The organism is Thalassococcus sp. (genome assembly GCF_982780845.1).
On the sequence record NZ_CEYADA010000010.1, the window covers coordinates 56917 to 73282 of the forward strand.

The window sequence follows — 16366 nt, forward strand, 5'->3', positions numbered from 1 at the left end:
AGGGGTAATCAAGTCTGAACAAAGCACACCGAAGGTCGCGCGAAAATGCCTGCGAAAACAGCAAAAAAGCCGCCCCTGCCCGCCGACGACGAAACCGTCGAGATCGCGGAACTGGGCGAATCCCTCGGGTTTCTTTTGCGGATCGCGCAGCTTCGCGCCTTTGAGGCATTCTTTGACGAACTGTCGGCTTTGGGCCTGCGGCCGGGGGAATTCACCGCGCTTTGGCTGGTCTTGCGTAATCCGGGCATGAAGCAGGGCGCGATTGCGCGCAGCCTGTGCATCAAGCCCGCGCATATGACAAAACTGGTGGATCGTTTGGTGACGGCTGGCCTGATGGAACGGGTCGCATCCCCCGAAGACCGCCGCGCGGTACATCTGTCGCTGACTCCCGAAGGCGAAACATTCGCCGCCGCGCGCAAGGATGATTTTCTGGCACTGCACCAGGCAGAGCGCGGAAATCTGAGTGAGGCCGAATTCAGCGACCTCACCCGTTTGCTTAAGAAGTATTCCGGTCTGGACTGACCCTTAGGACACGGCCTTGATCGGCGTAGCGTCGTGCAGGTCGCGCCAAGCATCGTACTGGGCCAGATAGACCTTACCAGTCAACTCTTCTAGGAAATGCGCCCGTTGCAAGCGGTCCATGACAGGGCCTTTGACCTCGGACAGGTGCAGCTTGATGCCCTGTTCATCCAGACGTTTGTTCAGTGCCTCAAGGGTTTCCAGCGCGGACAGGTCGACCTCGTTCACAGCCGAGAACATCAAGATGACGTGCTTCAGCGCGCAGTCTTTGGTCAGGCGGTCAAGGATCTGGTCCTCAAGGAAGCGCGCGTTGGCGAACCACAGGGCCTCATCCACACGCAGGGTCAGAATTTCCGGATCGGTTTCCACCTTGTGGCGTTTGATATTGCGGAAATGCTGGGTGCCCGGCACCAGACCGACCTCGGCCACATGGGGGCGCGATGTGCGGAACAGGTGCATCGCGATCGAGATGATCACACCGGCGCTGACGCCAGCCTCGACACCGAAACCAAGGGTCAGAAGAATGGTTGCCAGAACTGCGGCGAAATCGGCGCGGTTGTACGTCCATGCGTGTTTCAGGATAGACAGATCGACCAGACCCAGAACCGCCACGATGATCGTCGCAGCCAGCGTCGCCGTCGGCAGGAAGTAGATCAGCGGGGTCAGCGCAAGGGCGGCAATCGCCAGTCCGATGGCCGTGAAGGCACCGGCGGCGGGCGTTTCCGCGCCTGCGTCATAGTTTACGACCGAACGCGCAAAGCCACCTGTCACCGGATAACCGCCGGTAAAGGCCGCACCGATGTTCGCGGCACCCAGACCGATCAGTTCCTGATCCGGATTGATGCGCTGGCGTTTCTTGGCGGCCAGTGTCTGCGCGACAGAGATCGATTCAACAAAACCGATGATGGTGATCAGCGCGGCAGGCAACAGCAGTTGCTGCAACAGATCGGGCGACAACGCAGGCATGGTCAGCGGTGGCAGGCTTTGCGGGACAGAGCCCACGATCTTCACGCCGCTTTCATCCAGACGGAACAGCGCCACAGCCAAGGTGGTGACAGCAACAGCAGCCACGGGACCGGCCTTGGTCAGAACGCCCGCGACACTGTTTGACAGGCCAAGCTTGATCAGCGCGTCTTTCATGCCAAGACGCACCCAGAACAGGAAGGCAATCGCCACGATGCCGATCACAAGGGTGATCACATTGGTGTCGCCCAGATGCGTCCACAGCGAATGAACGATTTCCGGCAGGGTATGGCCCGACGCGGACACACCAAAGATGTGTTTCAGCTGGCTAACCGCGATCAGGATACCGGATGCGGTGATAAAGCCCGCGATCACAGGGTGGCTGAGGAAGTTCGCCACAAAGCCCAGACGGAAAATACCCATCGCCAGCAGCATCAGGCCGGACAAAAGCGCAAGGCTCAGGGCGGCGGCGGCATAACCGATGGTGCCCTGTTCGGCGATCTGGCCGACGGCGGCAGCAGTCATCAGCGACACAACCGCCACCGGCCCCACGGCCAGCGCGCGTGATGTACCAAAGACCGCATAAAGCAGGATCGGCACGATCGAGGCGTACAGACCCGCCTCGGGCGGCAGACCTGCCAGCATCGCATAGGCCAGCGATTGCGGAATCAGCATGATCGTCACGATCACCGCGGCGATCATATCATTCGAGAACGCAGTTTTATCGTAGCTGCGGCCCCAGTCGAGGATCGGGAGATATCTGCGGAAGTCAGGCATGGGCAGTCAATTCAAGAAAAGGGGGCAGCTTGAACATCCAAGCCACAAGCTGCCCGAGGTTTTGGCCAGACAGAGAGGAGTCGGCCATTTCGGGGAACGGGGGCGGGTGCCGCCCCTGTTCGTTGCATTCGGGGCCGATTACTCGGCAGCGATGGTCAGCTTTTCAGGCTTGGCCATCCATTCTTTGCCGCGCAGCATCGCTTTCCAGTAGATCGGCGGCAGCATCTTTTCTTTCAGGAACCATGCCGCGCGTGTCGGCTTGGTGCCGTCGATCAGGAACGACGGGAAGCTGGGCTTCAGCACACCGCCATAGCCGAACTCGGCCAGAACGATCTTGCCGCGCTCAACGGTCAGCGGGCACGAGCCGTAGCCGTCATAGGCGGCGACCGGAGACCGGCCATCGATGTCAGCCGCGATATTGTCCGCAACCGTCGGCGCCTGTTTACGTGCGGCCGCTGCGGTTTTCGCGTTCGGCGCGTTCATCACGTCACCAAGGCTCCAGATATTGTCGAAGCTTTTGTGGCGCAGCGTCGCCTGATCCACATCGACCCAACCAGCCGCATCCGCCAGGGGCGACACGCGAATGAAATCAGGGGCCGTTTGCGGCGGGGTGACGTGCATCATGTCAAAGTCGACAGTGACTTCGGTCGCTTCGGTGTCCGGCTTGGCCACCTTGAAGGTCGCCTTTTTCGCCGCCCCGTCCACAGACACAAGGTTGTGGAAGAAGTTCAGCGTCACACCGTATTTGTCGATATACTGTTCCAGAGCGGGGACATAATCCTTGACCCCGAACAGCACGCCGCCCGCGTTCATGAACTGGATGTCCATGTTCTTCAGAACGCCACGGCGGTTCCATGCGTCACCGGACAGGTACATCGCCTTTTGCGGCGCACCGGCACATTTGATTGGCATCGGCGGCTGGGTGAACAGCGCGCGACCGCCCTTCATTTCTTGAACCAGCTGCCATGTGTAAGGCGCCAGATCATAGCGGTAGTTCGATGTCACACCGTTACGGCCTAGTGTTTCTTCCAGACCTTCCACCGCTTCCCAATCCAGCTTGAGCCCCGGTGACACGACCAGACGGTCATATTTCACCACGCGGCAGCCATCGAGAATTACGGCGTTATTGGCAGGTTCGAACGCGGCCACGGCGGCCTTGATCCACTTGACCCCGCGCGGGATGAGCGAGCCCATGGTTTTCGCGGTTTCGCTGGCTTCGAAGATGCCACCGCCCACCATGGTCCAGCCCGGCTGGTAATAGTGGATATCCGCCGGATCGATGATCGCGATCGAGATATCGGGTTTGCGAGCGTGCAGGCTGGCTGCGACAGAAATACCGCCCGCGCCGCCACCTACAACAACCACATCATACTTTGCGTCGCCTGTTTCGGTGGGTGTTTTGCCACCGTTGGCGATGCGTCGGGCCACGCCGTTCATATCGTAGCCCGCCGCTTTGGTTGCAGCCAGGATTTCCGGCATGGGACGGTTCTTGGATTCGTGGAAGGACCACAAAGTCGCGGAACGAGTCCCCGTCCGGCAGTAAGCCAGCGTCGGGCCCGGCAGCGTATCAAGCGCCGCGCCGAACGCTTCGACATCCTGATCCGACACCATCCCCGCCTTGATCGGCACATAGCGCGCCTCCAGACCGGCTGCCTCGGCAGCCTTCTGGACTTCATCAAAGCTGGGCTGGTCGGCACCTTCGCCGTCCGGACGGTTACAGATAATCGCCCGGAATCCGGCTTCTTTGATGGCGGCCATGTCGTCTGGCATGATCTGAGGCGAAACGCTCAGATGGGATGAAATCTTTCTCAGGTCCATGTCTGGCTCCTTTCCTGTGTGCCGATTAGCCCAGTCCGTTGACCGGAACCTTGAGCATTGGCTTGCCGTCTTTGTCTGTCGGCACTTCACCGGCACGCATGTTCACTTGCAGCGACGGGATGATCAGTTTGGGCACGGCCAACTGGGCGTCGCGCTCGGTGCGGAACTTGACGAATTCTTCTTTCGTCTTGCCTTTACCGACGTGAATGTTGTGCTCTTTTTCCTCGGCAACCGTGGTTTCCCACTGGATGTCGCGGCCATTGGGCGCGTAGTCGTGGCACATGAACAGACGGGTTTCGTCCGGCAGCGCCAGCACCTTCTGGATCGAGTCGTACAGCTCGCCCGCATCACCACCCGGGAAGTCGGCACGGGCCGAACCGCCATCAGGCATGAACAGGGTGTCACCGACGAATGCCGCGTCACCGATCACATGGACCATGCACGCAGGCGTGTGGCCCGGTGTGTGCATTGTGAAGGCAGGCATGCCACCGATCGAGAACGTGTCGCCGTCCTTGAACAGCATATCGAACTGCGAGCCGTCACGCTGGAATTCGGTGCCTTCGTTAAAGACTTTGCCGAATGTGTCCTGCACAACGGTGATCTTGTCGCCGATACCGATCTTGCCACCCAGTTCCTGCTGGATGTAGGGCGCGGCAGACAGGTGGTCGGCGTGCACATGTGTTTCCAAGAGCCATTCGACGGTCAGGTTGTTGTCCTTCACGTATTGGATGACCTCATCCGCGCTTTCATAGCTGATGCGGCCAGCGGCATAGTCGATGTCCATGACGGAATCGACGATGGCACATGCGTTCGAGTTCGGGTCTTTCACAACATAGGTGATTGTGTTTGTGGCCTCGTCAAAGAAGGCTTTGACTTCGGGCTTAACAGACATGTTTACAGGATAATTGGTCATAGGTCTGATCCTTTAAGTCGTAGATTTGGTAAGTGCGTTCACGCCAACGCGGCGTAGGACGCGTGCTGTCAGAAGGCCGGCGATCAGGGATGCGACGAAGATCGCAACTTCGATCATGCCAGTGCCAAGGGCCGGCAGAGCACCACCCGGGCAGAAGCCCGCGATACCCCAGCCGATGCCGAAGACCGCCGAACCGCCAATAAGCGGCAGGTCAAGATCGCGGCGTGTGGGCACTTCGAAGCGGGGCGCCATCAGCGGGGCCGACCGGCGGAAGGCCAGACGGTAACCGATAAACGTCACAATCAAAGCACCACCCATCACGAACATCAGGGACGGATCCCACGATCCGGCAAGGTCAAAGAAGTTCAGGACCTTGGCAGGGTTGGCCATGCCCGAAATCGAAATACCGACGCCGAAAACAAGACCGATCAGGTAGTAGACGATAAGTTTCATGGCTTAGGCTCCGATCACGTGGCGGACGATGTAGACGGTGACAATTGTCGCCGCCATGAAGGTCAGGGTCGCGATGATGGACCGCGGCGACAGCCGCGCCATGCCGCAAACACCGTGGCCCGATGTGCAGCCCGACGAAAAGTTCACGCCGACCCCCACAAGGAACCCGCCTACGATGATCATCGGCAGCGAGATCGGGATTTCCACGGCAGGCATGGAACCTGTCATGAGCTGCACCGCCAGCGGACCGGAAACCATTCCGGCCAGCAGCGCCCAGCGCCATGCTCGGTCACCCGCACCTGATGGCAAAATCGCACCTGACAAGATGCCCGTGGCGCCAAAGATACGGCCTCCGAAGGTCATCAGCAGAACGGCAGCAAGGCCGATCAGCGCACCGCCAAAGGCCGAAGCCAGGGGTGTGAATTCAGTTACGATTGGTGTCATGCGCGGCACGTCCTTATTCCAAGAATTGAGTAGAGCGGGCAGTTGCCCAGTGCTGATGTCAGCAAGAAGACCGCGGCCACGACCAGCGCCAGCCAGTGCCACAGACCTGCGGCAGGCAGGATACCGGTGAAGGCCGAAACGATCAGAGCGATCGCGACCACAATTCGGATGGTCCGATCCAGTTTTCCCATGTTCTTTGTCATCTCGGTTTCTCCAGAAGGAATCACTTGATGACGTTGTTTTCTCACATGGTGGTCAAATCTACGGTGACTTCGTCACATAGAGGAAGAAGAGCGTGCCAAACGCTCTAATCCTTCGCGTCCGATAATACGGAGCGTGCCGCGGGATTGTTCAATCCAGCCACGGCGTTGGAACTCTGAAAGGGTGCGAGAAATCACTTCGCGGGCGGTACCAAGTTCGTTGCCGAGCACCTGATGCGTTGCCTTGACCGTATCGCCGTCACCCGCCAATTCTAGCAACCGCGCGGCCAAACGCACGTCCATGCGTTGGAAAACGATGTCATCAATCAAAGTAAACAAATCAGTCATCCGCCGCGAATAGGCGGCGAAAATCACATCGCGGAAGGGCTTGGATAGCCCTGCCAGTTCGTCAAACGTGGCACGCGGGATCGCCACGGCCAGAACGTCGGTTTCTGCGATCCCCTCGGCGGAATAGTCGTCAAAGGTGATCATGAAGGCTGTGGTCAGAACACAGCTTTCACCGCCATTCACACGATAGAGAAACACCTCGCGCCCGGTGTCCGAGGTCTGCTGGACCCGCACGGTGCCTTCCAGAAGCATCAAAAGGTTATCAGCGGACTGGCCGGGGCCGAACACTTGTGTGCCCTCGGGGACCGAGATCACCTTACTGCCTTTTTCCAGAATAGCACGATGTTCGGGCGGCAGTTGCTGCAGCCCGGGGAACCGATCAATCCACGATCCTTCCATCAGATGATCATGTACGGTGTCGTGCATGGCAAAATGGTGTCCCTTCGTATTCGCTTAGGCTAATCCAAAAGGCCGCGTTCTACCAGCACCTGCGGCCCCTCATGCGGCGCCTTTACGCAGAACGCCCCGTCAGATGCATCAGAGGTTCAAAATGATGCATTGTGTCAAAGGTACAGAATTCGATCGCCCCGAGGTCGATAGGCCCGATGTCTTCGACCACATCAGCCGTCAGTTCGGCGCTGAAATCCGCCATTTCCTGCGCCAGCGTGTCCGACACCCAATCGAGCGGATAGGCCATGGTGATGTGAAACACGTAGTCGTCGAATTTCGCAGGGCTGATCCCTGTCGCATCGCGCAATATCCGGCGGGCATGACGCAGATCGGCCTCGGCCGCCTCATCCGCGCCGACCGTTGTCAGGGAATGCAGGGCAAACAATTCGGTCGTGGTGACGCGGAAGGCCGTTGGTAGAACCAGATCACGGGTGCGCGCCATCAGTTCCGCACTGACCCTGTCGCGCGGCGTGTTCGGTGCAAGCCCATCGGGCATACTGGCGGGCAGATCAGGGGACAGGCCCTGAAACACCGTCATGTGAAAGCTGGTGGGCGTGAGGAACGCAAAGAAGCGCTGGAATTCGCTGCATTTGACCTGTTCCTGAAGATCGCGCATCGCCTCCCACTGGGGGGATTTGCGGTTGATGTGGCAGATGAACGTATTCCCCGGCCAGATCAGCGCATGACCATCCGGCGTGAACTTGCCCCCGTCCCCGGGCATCGAGACACCGCCGGGACGATCCGTGCCGCTGTGGCGACCGGTCAGGAATTCTAGGGGATCAGGGCGAAGTGGGATCATGGGGCACCGTGGCTGGCTGGGATTTCCCTGTTGCTAACCACGGAACACAACAGCCGCGTGACTGTCTACATATTTCGCTATGGGCGCAGGCGGGGTGCGCTGGCCCCGCCTGCCCTTCGATCATTTCCAGATGCGCTGGCGTTGACCTACCGCCATGGCCAAAGCCATAGGCCGCGCCGCGTGGCCGGCGACATTGGCTGGACGATGCACCGGCAAACCGCCGATCATCATCGGACGTGCACCATAGGCCGACATGCCGAAGGCTACGGTTTCGACACGTTGCAAGCCCCCTTCGACAGTCGACACGCCCGGAAGACCGACACCAACAGATCCTTGAACAATGTAACCGATCTTGTGCTGACCATCGGGTGTCATAACGTACTGCGCTCCGGCACCGACACTCACCCCGAGATCGGCAGATACGGTCGTTCCAATGACCAAACTTTGGCCGAAGAACTGGCTTGCGTCGCCATTGATAACAGTGAAATCGTAAGTCGCGTTGATCGAGAAGTTCCATCCTCCACCCCAACCGAACGACCCGTAGGCCGCCAAGTCACCATTGGGCAGGAACACGACACCGACGCCAGCAGCAGCTGATCCACCAAGACCTGCATTCACGCCAACGCCAATCCCGATTGATACATTCTGCGCCTGTGCCTCCATTTTGAGAAGTGTCGACATGGGAACTGTTCGCGACCAGATCATGTGCCAAGGATCAAAGGCCTGATTGATGGCCGCTTCCAATGCTGCTCGTTTCCAGCCTGTGATGCGGGTATAGGGGGGCAGCGAGTTGTTGTTCATAGCACGCGCATAGCCCATCGATTGGGCCTCGGATGTGCCGTTCAAGAAGGCGCCGGCCTCTTGTTCTGTCGCTCCGGCCTCAATCGCGGCACGAATAAAGGCCTGAATTCCAGGCGTATCATTCGCGCTCAGCGACATGGCCGAGAAGGTGGTCATCCACGAACCGGTGTTGGAAATCGCGCCGGTGATCTCGACCGCCGAAAGAACCGGAACCCCGAGCGAGAAGTTGATCTCGCCGACCACGCCGATGATGCCGCTGTTGTTCAGGATGGCCCGCAGACCGAAACCGGGGCCTTCGCTACCATCGACGCTGCCGCCGATCACAAGGCTCTGGCCGTTGAAATTGCTTTCACCACCTTTGACCGCAAGGAATTCGATGCCTGCGGCTGCATCCAGCACCCAGCCACCGCCGATGCTTGAGGCCGCATAGAAACCTGCGCGACGGTTCGGGGCGACGACGACACCGCCGCTGACACCGATGTTTTCCATGATCCCGCTGGGCACGCTGCCGTGCACGCCAATGGCAAGGCACAGGTCATAGCGGGTGCAGAAATCAAACAGGTGGTCCCACGGCATCTTGCCACCGGGGTTCGTGCCAGCCAGCACGTTGCCCAGCAGGGTGCGGATACCTGCCATCAACGGATTGCTGTCGCTGATAAAGGTCACATCGGGCAACTTCAGGCTGCTGGCCGACATGGACACCGACATGGAGCCACCGAAATAGGCGCGGGCCTCTTGCTCGGACGCGCCTGCCGCGACAGCGGCGCTGACGGCAGCGTTCAAGCCACCGGACATGGACATTGCAAGGCCTTGCGTTCTTGCGTTGTCGCGACTGGCCGGAATATGGCCAATATACTCAATTCCCTGCATATTAATCACCATTGATGGGTTGGATTTGGAAGGTGTGCCAAGCGATCTGCCAGCGGCGTCGAAGGCTTCGAAAATCATTTCGGAACAGAAAAGCTTATCTTCGTCATGGCCAGTCAGGAAGCTGGCTATAGCCCAGTAATCGTACTCGACCCCACGGCGCACGACGTCTTCGGCGAAATTGACGATGGTAGTTTCCTGCGCAGTCGTGAGACCGGACACGCGATAGGCCGCGGCGAAATCTGTATCGCGCAGGATCGTGGTCAACGGCACCTTGCGTGCGCCGGTGCCCACCATCTCGATGACCTGACCGTTGCCCACATAAAGTGCCGCATGACTTGCAGGTCCGCCTGTGTGGGTGCGGATTGCGGCAGATACCATGGCGTTGGCGCTGGTCAGAATGATATCCGCAGGCATCAGCATACTCGTGTCGATGCTTTGGCCGTAATAGCCGCGCGTGATCATCGCGTCGCGCTGGCTTTCATCCGGCGCAAAGGCGTCTTGTGCATGGCCATAGCCGCGCTGCTGCATCGGGTGCATGCCATGCGATGCGGCATAGCCCGGACGTTTCAAGTGGCCGACGTAGGTCACGTTGGACAGGGTCAGGATCTGCCCCGGCTCGCTATTGCCGGGTTCAACCGTCGACAACGGTTTGCCGATATGTTCGTAGGCGGCAAAGGTCAGCTCCGAACAGAACCACGCATCGTCGGAATTCGTGATTTCGTGGATCAAACCGCCATAGTCGTAGGGCTCGCCCACTTTGCCGCGCAACCACGTGACCAACGCGCTGCGGTCGGCGTCGGTCAGACCGTTCACGCGGTAGGCTGCCGAATAATAATCATCGGCCAAAGCGGCGGTTAAGCGGTGGCGTGTGACCCCGTCTCCAATGCCCTCGATCACCTCGCCGTTGCCGATGTAGACAGCGACATGGCTAACGGGGCTGTCTGTCACTTCGCGGATTGTAGCGCTGATCGCCTCGGATGTGGTGGACAGCAACAAATCACCCGGCTGCAACTGATCCGAGGTGATATCCGTCACCGCAGACGCGTTCGGAGCCAGCCGGACATAGCTGCCACGAGCGGGCGGAAAGTACCCTTCGCCATCGCCCGAGCCACCCGACAGGGGGGCGCCCTGAGGACGAACAGGCTGGCGGCGTGTGTGTTCGTGATAATGGGGCATATCAAAGGTCTCCTAATTTCTTTTGTTCTAAGTCATTGAAGTGACCGGCTGATTGGCCGCCGGATTGGCCGTGTTCGACTGGATGCCGGAAATCACACCGGCATCAGCAAAACGTTCGAGCGGGAAGACATCGGACTTGAATTGCAGGTCAACCTCGCCCGACAGGTTGGCCGAAACATCAATCTCGTTTTCGCTGTCCTTCTGGGAGGACGACACATAGGCAACAGTGGTTTTGGTCGAAGCCGAAACAGGCGACAGGAACCAGCCGTAGCGCGCTTTGGTTTCGTTTTTCATGTCAAAGCTTTTGGACGCCGACGCCGTTGCCGCATCCTTGGTGTCGATGCGGAAACCCATCTGCGCTTTGATCCGGCCACGGGTCACGATCACGCGGTTGATCCCCATCAGAACCATCGAGGACAGCATTTGCTGACGGCTTTGCGCGATGTGGCGGCGGGCTGCGGGAACGACGACGGATTCCACATCCGACAGGTCCGCATCCTCGCCCAGATTAAGCGTGCGGCGCATGCGGCTGGCTTCTTCGTCGGTCAGATCCTCGGACGGTTCCAACTGCGGGCCGTCACCCGAGGCGTTCAGCGTGTAGCGCGCGGGAAATGCGCCTGTGACCCAGTCGCGGGCGTTGTTGTCGGTGATATTGTCGGCCATGAAATCATCGACGGTCTTGGCGACGTTGGACAAAAGCTCGCTAAAGGCCTCCATCTGCTGGATCGAGGCATCGATGATCGCGTTGAAAGTGCCTTTGATCAGATCGGCGACAAAGGTCGGAAAGGCGATGGCGTTCAGGGTGCTTTCGGTGACGCTGGCCACCTGATTGGCGGCGGCGGGATTGAAATCGCCGGTTGCCATCGGTTTGGCGACAGGCTTGGGGCTGGCTGTGTCCACGGCCATGGGGACCGGAGCTGCGTCAGGATCGAACTCCATCGACCGGCTGGTGCGCACCATGGGCGTCTGGCCCAATTTGCGCGACTGTTTCCAGTCGTCTTCCACCAAAGCCGCCGAATAGGCCGCGATCTTGGCCATATTGGCGCGCATCTCGTCCTGTTTTTCCTCGGGCATTTCCGAGAACGCAGGCGACGACAGCAGCAGCGCGGAAATCTGTGATTGCACCAACCCGTTGACCTGATCCGAAACTTCCATCTCGGGTTTGGGTTCGCTGCCATAGGGGCCGGGAAGAACGTTGGTCTGGCTCATGCGGCACCTTCTGTGGCAGGGGTTTCGGCGGCGGGGGTTTCGGCGGCAGGCGTTTCCGTCGCCGGAGCTTGTTCGGCAGATTGGGAATTGTTCGCAGCTTCGTTCTGCTGCGCGTTTTCGCGGTTGATGCGAAGCCGTTCTGCCCGCTGTTCGTTGGACTCGCGCGGGATATCATCCAGCCCTGGTGCCGTGACGGCCTCGCGCCGTCCTAGATGGGTGTTCAGCATATCCGACGCCGACGCACTCTCGGTCCGATTGCTGCCAGCCATCGAGGCCGCGGCAGGTGCATTGGCCGACGGGTTCGGTGTGTTCTGACGGATGCGCGCGATCCGTTCGTCCGTCGCCATCCGGTTCAGCGGCAGGTAGTCGGTGGAAAAGGTCAGATCGACCTCGCCTGTCAGGTCGGCGTTGACGTTCAGTTCAGCGTTGCTGTCCGATTTCGTGGACCGCACGTAGGTGACCGAGGTCGAAACAGACGCAGACCACGGCCCGTAACCGAACGATCCCGACGCCGCCATGGACGTATCAAGAAGGCTGGCGTCACTGCGGCTCGCGGTGTCTGTTGCATCGATGTGAAACCCCATGGTCGCGCGGATGCGACCGTGGTTGATAACGATCCGCTGCAGCCCCATCATCACCAGCGACGACAGCATCTGAAGCCGTGACTGTGCCAGCTTGCGGCGTGCCGCCGGCAGCAGCGTTTCCTCGATCGTGGTTTCGTCAATGGACGACACACGATCCGGCAGCATCAGGGAATTTTCCAGCCCCTCGGGCACGCCATCAGCATCATCTGTTGGCACCGCAATCGGACCCGCGTCCGAGGGCTCCAGACGCATATGACGGGGATACTGCTGGGCCAACCACTGGTGTGCCTGCGCGTCCGAGATGTTTTCGTTCTCGAACTGCTCAACGGTTTGGGACACCTGTTCGAGCAGCTTCATATAGGCGTCCATCTGTGACGTGGTGGCGTCCAGAATGGATTTGAACGTGCCTTTGATCAGGTCCGACACGAACTCGGGGAAGGAAATGGCATTCAGGGTCGAGCGCGTCACCTCGCCCACACGGCCCGTCGAGGCGTTTTCAAATTCGGCACGCGCCTGTGGCCGTGCAACGGGGGTGTTTTGCGGGCGCATCCGTTCGGTGCGACGCACGACCGGACGCTGGCCCAGTGCCTCGGATTGCTGCCAGTCTTCCAGCGCAAGCGCCGCTGCATGACCAGCGATTTTTTGCAGCTTTTCCTCAAGCGCGGTCAGGTCTTTGGCGGGCAGTTCCGATGCGGCGGGCGATGCCGCGACCAGCGCTTTGACCTGCGCATCCGTCAGCCGCTTCAGCTCGGGCGTGACCAAGGGCGGATCGCGCCGGTCCAAGCCGCTAAAGCCTCTGGGCAATATGCGGGGGTGCGCCGTCATGCCCAGCCACCCGAATTGCGTGGCGTGTGGGGTTGATCGTAGGGCGAACCAGACGATGGCTGCTGCAACATGCCCTGCGGCGCGTTCATCAGCCAGTCCGATGCCGAGCGTAACATGCCGTAATCACGGGACAAATGCGCAGCCAACCCGCCGCTGCTGCGCGCTGAGGCCAAAGCCGCGATCAGGGCCGATCCTGACTGGGCACGACGCACGGCGCGACCCAGATCGGGCAATTGCCCCTGCGCGGGCACAGCGACGGCCTGCAAGAACCCCCACATATCCCTAGCGCCGACACGACGATGAAGCGCGGGGTTCTGCATAACTTCGATCGCGGCACGCAACTGGTGGTTCAGCAACTGCGCAGCCCGTTCCAACCCCATCGCGGCGCGCTGGGTTATGACCCGCAATGTGGCATCTGCCGACATGTCCAGACGGGCAGACATCCCATAGCTGCTGCCGCCATAGGACAACGTTTGTTCGAACTGCGCGATGGACTGGCAAAGACCGCCAAGCGCGCTCTGGATGCCATCGGACCGGCCAAGGCCCAGCATCGTGCCAAAGATCATCTGGCGCCGCTCTGCGCCGTACCATTCCCCGCGCATCGCACGGCTCAGACCATCAAGCGCACGATAAAGCGCCTCGTCCCGCACGCCCATAGCATCACGGTCTTCGGCCAAAAGCTCGGCCACGGTCATCAACCCCGTGCCTTCCAGTTCGCCGTAATAATAAAGCGCCGCATAGGCCCTGATTTGCGCGTCGGTCAGCGCACCGCCCGCCATACCGCCACCAGGCAAAGCGGGCAGCGACAGGTCCAGATCTTCCAGTCCCATCGCCATGGCACGCGGACCAACCGCCAGCCATCCGGCGTGCGTTCCAAGAGCCATCGAAATGGCGCTGGACAAAGGGCATATGGGCTGGCGTGTCATCGGCTTAACCTCAGGAATTCGGGAACGGCGGGATGTCGACCTGCGGCGCATCAGCCCCGCCCGAGGCAGGCTGCTGCTTGGCGTTCTGGGTGATCATCGTGGTGTCCGTGCCCATCAGCTCAGTCATTTTTTCCAGCGGGAAGGTCTCGGATTTGAAACGCAAATCGACGTTGCCCGTCAGCTTGGCCTTCAACTCGGTCTCGCGAACGCGCTCTTCTTCGTTGGTGCTGCTGGACTTGGTGGTGGTGTCGGTTTTGATGTTCAGTTTGTTCCGGCTGACCGTCTTGGGTTTGAACCAAAGGAACCCCGGCTTGACCGTCGCCGACTTTGTGGTGTCGTCCGTTTTCTTCCGGTATTCAAAGCTGCTTTCCCGCGTCTTAATCTCTTTATCCATCGCTTCGGAGTTCAGATCGATCACGACCGAGGCCTTGATCTGACCGTCGGTCACGACGATCCGGTTCAGCCCCATTAGAACCATGGTGGCCAGCATCTGCTGACGATCCATCGCGATCCGTTTGCGACCGGCCTGAACAAGTTGCTGTTCGGCCTCTTCATCGTCGATATCCCCCAGATCGAAGGGCAAACCGAGATCCGAGAGGAAATCAGGCGCGTTGTCGGTGTCGGCCTCCGGCTTGGCGGCCAGTTTCCCCGCCTCAAGATCCGCTTGAAGATGGTCGGGATACTGACCCACCAGATAGTCCCGTGCCTGATCTTCACTGACGTTGTCCTTCATGAACTGGTCAACCGATTTCGACACATTGGCTACCAGTTCGGCAAAGGCTTCCATCTGCTGGATCGAGGCATCGACCACAGCCTGAAACACACCTTGGATCAGTTCGGAAACGAAGCCCGGGAAATCGATGGCATCGACGGCATTTCCCATCGCGTCCACACCATCGTTCAGGTGATCACCGTGACCATCGCTCTGGTTTTCGCCTGCCATAGCCCGCGCGCGGGGTTTGCGCCCCTTGTTGTAGGCATTCATCGCCTGCGCGCCGACAGCGTGGCGCAACAGATGTTCCCCGCCTGCATCGGCGATAAAGCCCACGACCTTGCGGGTATTTTGCAGCACTTCGGCCTGCTGGTCCTGTGGCAGCGCCTTGAAGGACGCCGAACGATGCAGAAGGCTTTCGACCTCTTCCTGCGCAAAGTCGCGCTGGCTTTGGGGGCGCGGGTGGCGGGGGGCCATCTGGTTCATCTGTAGGCCCTCCAGTCCGGCATGTCAGCGGCGCGAAACTCGCCCGCGGCGGCGGCATGCATTTCCGGTGTCTGGGGAGCCTCCCGTTCGCCTTCGTCAAACGACACAGGACGCAGGTAAACGGCGATGCGGGCGGGCATGTCGCTGCGCACGCGGATCGACAGGACGTTGACCGACCCCGGCCCGCCATAGCCCTCGGGCGTCAGCGCAGTCAGCCAGCGGTCAAAGCTGGCCAGCGCCCCGGGGCGTTCGGCCATAGGCAGACGCAACAGCGGCAACAGAACCTGCGGCGCGTCCGGCAAGGCATCAAGATTGATATCCAGACGCAGTTCGATCTGCGGACCCGAACGCAGCAAAGTCAACGTCGTGCTGCGGGCTGGCAGCGTGTAGCGCGCACCAAGCGAAAACGCGCCCAGCGTCGTCAGACCGGCGTGGCGGTGGGACAGGCCGAACGCCTCCATCAACGGGGCCAGATCGGCAAAGCTGGTGTCTTGCGTCAGTTCGAACGTGATCTGCTGGCCGCCCGCGCTGCGGCCACAGCGGATCGTGGTATAGAAAGGTTCAAGCGCAGGCAGCGCCTGCTGTGCGATGCGCACCATCTGCACGATCGTGTCGGGAAACTGCCCTGTCATGCCCGGGGTCCATCCGTAGGTGGCCGACGCCTCGACAACACCATTGCCATCCAGCGCGGTCGAAAAATTGGCCCCGAAGCCGCCTGCCCAGCTAAGCTGGCGCGTGCGGAAGGGTTCGGTTCGGGCATCGAACCAACGGGCCGCTTCGCGCCCCATGTCGGCGGCGATCACCGCACGGGTGGCTTCTGTCGACAGCTCGGTCTTGTCCGACGCGCTGGCCTGGTCACCACCGGGTTCCACCTGAAACCCCAAGGCACTGCCGCGGGTTTCGGAATAGGTGGGCTCGAACGCGTCACCATGACGGCCCTGCCCCATAGACCAGTCAAGCGATCTGTCCAATGCGGTGGACATCTCTGGCAACTCGCTGGGATCGGGCGTCAACAGATGCCGTGATGCCCTGCTCAGCAGCGATTTCGCCACTGTAGATGCACGGGGGGAATACATGTCTGGCCCTCCTTTGT

15 protein-coding genes are annotated in these 16366 nt (G+C 60.1%); 1 reads left to right on the forward strand and 14 read right to left on the reverse strand.

Translation table 11 applies throughout. The features are described from left to right. The first annotated feature begins 45 nt into the window (after nt 1-45). The gene (locus tag AC4FIA_RS12355) at nt 46-522 is read left to right on the forward strand and encodes a MarR family winged helix-turn-helix transcriptional regulator (protein WP_488048508.1); all 477 of its coding nucleotides are present in this window, start codon (nt 46-48) and stop codon (nt 520-522) included. Nucleotides 523-525: 3 nt separating this feature from the next. On the opposite strand, the gene AC4FIA_RS12360 is transcribed toward AC4FIA_RS12355, so the two are convergent. From AC4FIA_RS12360 to AC4FIA_RS12425, 14 genes are all read right to left on the reverse strand, one after another. Continuing rightward, nucleotides 526-2259, reverse strand: a complete 1734-nt coding sequence (locus AC4FIA_RS12360; RefSeq protein WP_287473048.1) for a SulP family inorganic anion transporter — start codon at nt 2257-2259, stop codon at nt 526-528. A gap of 138 nt (nt 2260-2397) precedes the next feature. Then, a complete protein-coding gene (locus AC4FIA_RS12365) occupies nt 2398-4077 on the reverse strand; it encodes a bifunctional protein tyrosine phosphatase family protein/NAD(P)/FAD-dependent oxidoreductase (protein WP_490366105.1) in 1680 nt (559 codons plus the stop codon). Between the two features lie 25 nt (nt 4078-4102). Continuing rightward, nucleotides 4103-4990 carry an MBL fold metallo-hydrolase gene (locus tag AC4FIA_RS12370; protein ID WP_490366106.1) on the reverse strand — a complete coding sequence of 296 codons (888 nt, stop codon included), beginning with the start codon at nt 4988-4990 and terminating at the stop codon, nt 4103-4105. 12 nt (nt 4991-5002) lie between these two features. Beyond that, nucleotides 5003-5443, reverse strand: coding sequence for a DUF6691 family protein (locus AC4FIA_RS12375; RefSeq protein ID WP_490366107.1), 441 nt, complete (start codon nt 5441-5443; stop codon nt 5003-5005). A gap of 3 nt (nt 5444-5446) precedes the next feature. After that, nucleotides 5447-5887, reverse strand: coding sequence for a YeeE/YedE family protein (locus tag AC4FIA_RS12380; RefSeq protein ID WP_287473046.1), 441 nt, complete (start codon nt 5885-5887; stop codon nt 5447-5449). Continuing rightward, nucleotides 5884-6090, reverse strand: a complete 207-nt coding sequence (locus AC4FIA_RS12385) for a YgaP family membrane protein (protein ID WP_287473045.1) — start codon at nt 6088-6090, stop codon at nt 5884-5886. The genes AC4FIA_RS12380 and AC4FIA_RS12385 overlap by 4 nt, the downstream gene beginning before the upstream one ends. A gap of 72 nt (nt 6091-6162) precedes the next feature. After that, nucleotides 6163-6834, reverse strand: coding sequence for a Crp/Fnr family transcriptional regulator (locus AC4FIA_RS12390; RefSeq protein ID WP_490366179.1), 672 nt, complete (start codon nt 6832-6834; stop codon nt 6163-6165). A gap of 112 nt (nt 6835-6946) precedes the next feature. Next, the gene (locus tag AC4FIA_RS12395; RefSeq protein ID WP_490366108.1) at nt 6947-7684 is read right to left on the reverse strand and encodes a DUF1868 domain-containing protein; all 738 of its coding nucleotides are present in this window, start codon (nt 7682-7684) and stop codon (nt 6947-6949) included. A gap of 120 nt (nt 7685-7804) precedes the next feature. Then, nucleotides 7805-10531: a YiiX/YebB-like N1pC/P60 family cysteine hydrolase gene (locus AC4FIA_RS12400; protein ID WP_490366109.1), complete on the reverse strand. Its 2727-nt coding sequence runs from the start codon at nt 10529-10531 to the stop codon at nt 7805-7807. A gap of 27 nt (nt 10532-10558) precedes the next feature. Continuing rightward, entirely contained in the window at nt 10559-11740 is a 1182-nt protein-coding gene (locus tag AC4FIA_RS12405; RefSeq protein ID WP_490366110.1) for a hypothetical protein, read from the reverse strand. Beyond that, nucleotides 11737-13149 carry a hypothetical protein gene (locus AC4FIA_RS12410; RefSeq protein ID WP_490366111.1) on the reverse strand — a complete coding sequence of 471 codons (1413 nt, stop codon included), beginning with the start codon at nt 13147-13149 and terminating at the stop codon, nt 11737-11739. The genes AC4FIA_RS12405 and AC4FIA_RS12410 overlap by 4 nt, the downstream gene beginning before the upstream one ends. Beyond that, nucleotides 13146-14033: a hypothetical protein gene (locus AC4FIA_RS12415; RefSeq protein WP_490366112.1), complete on the reverse strand. Its 888-nt coding sequence runs from the start codon at nt 14031-14033 to the stop codon at nt 13146-13148. Before AC4FIA_RS12415 ends, AC4FIA_RS12410 begins: the two co-directional genes overlap by 4 nt. A 52-nt stretch (nt 14034-14085) precedes the next feature. Beyond that, complete coding sequence (locus AC4FIA_RS12420; RefSeq protein ID WP_490366113.1) at nt 14086-15273, reverse strand: hypothetical protein; 1188 nt, start codon at nt 15271-15273, stop codon at nt 14086-14088. Continuing rightward, nucleotides 15270-16349: a hypothetical protein gene (locus AC4FIA_RS12425; protein ID WP_490366114.1), complete on the reverse strand. Its 1080-nt coding sequence runs from the start codon at nt 16347-16349 to the stop codon at nt 15270-15272. Before AC4FIA_RS12425 ends, AC4FIA_RS12420 begins: the two co-directional genes overlap by 4 nt. Nucleotides 16350-16366: the final 17 nt, after the last annotated feature.

Coding starts and splice junctions, on each gene's coding strand:
- AC4FIA_RS12390 (WP_490366179.1), bottom strand. CDS start 6,834: ATGGAAGGATCGTGGATTGATCGGTTCCCCGGGCTGCAGCAACTGCCG.
- AC4FIA_RS12400 (WP_490366109.1), bottom strand. CDS start 10,531: ATGCCCCATTATCACGAACACACACGCCGCCAGCCTGTTCGTCCTCAG.
- AC4FIA_RS12380 (WP_287473046.1), bottom strand. CDS start 5,887: ATGACACCAATCGTAACTGAATTCACACCCCTGGCTTCGGCCTTTGGC.
- AC4FIA_RS12370 (WP_490366106.1), bottom strand. CDS start 4,990: ATGACCAATTATCCTGTAAACATGTCTGTTAAGCCCGAAGTCAAAGCC.
- AC4FIA_RS12395 (WP_490366108.1), bottom strand. CDS start 7,684: ATGATCCCACTTCGCCCTGATCCCCTAGAATTCCTGACCGGTCGCCAC.
- AC4FIA_RS12415 (WP_490366112.1), bottom strand. CDS start 14,033: ATGGCTCTTGGAACGCACGCCGGATGGCTGGCGGTTGGTCCGCGTGCC.
- AC4FIA_RS12365 (WP_490366105.1), bottom strand. CDS start 4,077: ATGGACCTGAGAAAGATTTCATCCCATCTGAGCGTTTCGCCTCAGATC.
- AC4FIA_RS12385 (WP_287473045.1), bottom strand. CDS start 6,090: ATGACAAAGAACATGGGAAAACTGGATCGGACCATCCGAATTGTGGTC.
- AC4FIA_RS12420 (WP_490366113.1), bottom strand. CDS start 15,273: ATGAACCAGATGGCCCCCCGCCACCCGCGCCCCCAAAGCCAGCGCGAC.
- AC4FIA_RS12410 (WP_490366111.1), bottom strand. CDS start 13,149: ATGACGGCGCACCCCCGCATATTGCCCAGAGGCTTTAGCGGCTTGGAC.
- AC4FIA_RS12375 (WP_490366107.1), bottom strand. CDS start 5,443: ATGAAACTTATCGTCTACTACCTGATCGGTCTTGTTTTCGGCGTCGGT.
- AC4FIA_RS12425 (WP_490366114.1), bottom strand. CDS start 16,349: ATGTATTCCCCCCGTGCATCTACAGTGGCGAAATCGCTGCTGAGCAGG.
- AC4FIA_RS12360 (WP_287473048.1), bottom strand. CDS start 2,259: ATGCCTGACTTCCGCAGATATCTCCCGATCCTCGACTGGGGCCGCAGC.
- AC4FIA_RS12355 (WP_488048508.1), top strand. CDS start 46: ATGCCTGCGAAAACAGCAAAAAAGCCGCCCCTGCCCGCCGACGACGAA.
- AC4FIA_RS12405 (WP_490366110.1), bottom strand. CDS start 11,740: ATGAGCCAGACCAACGTTCTTCCCGGCCCCTATGGCAGCGAACCCAAA.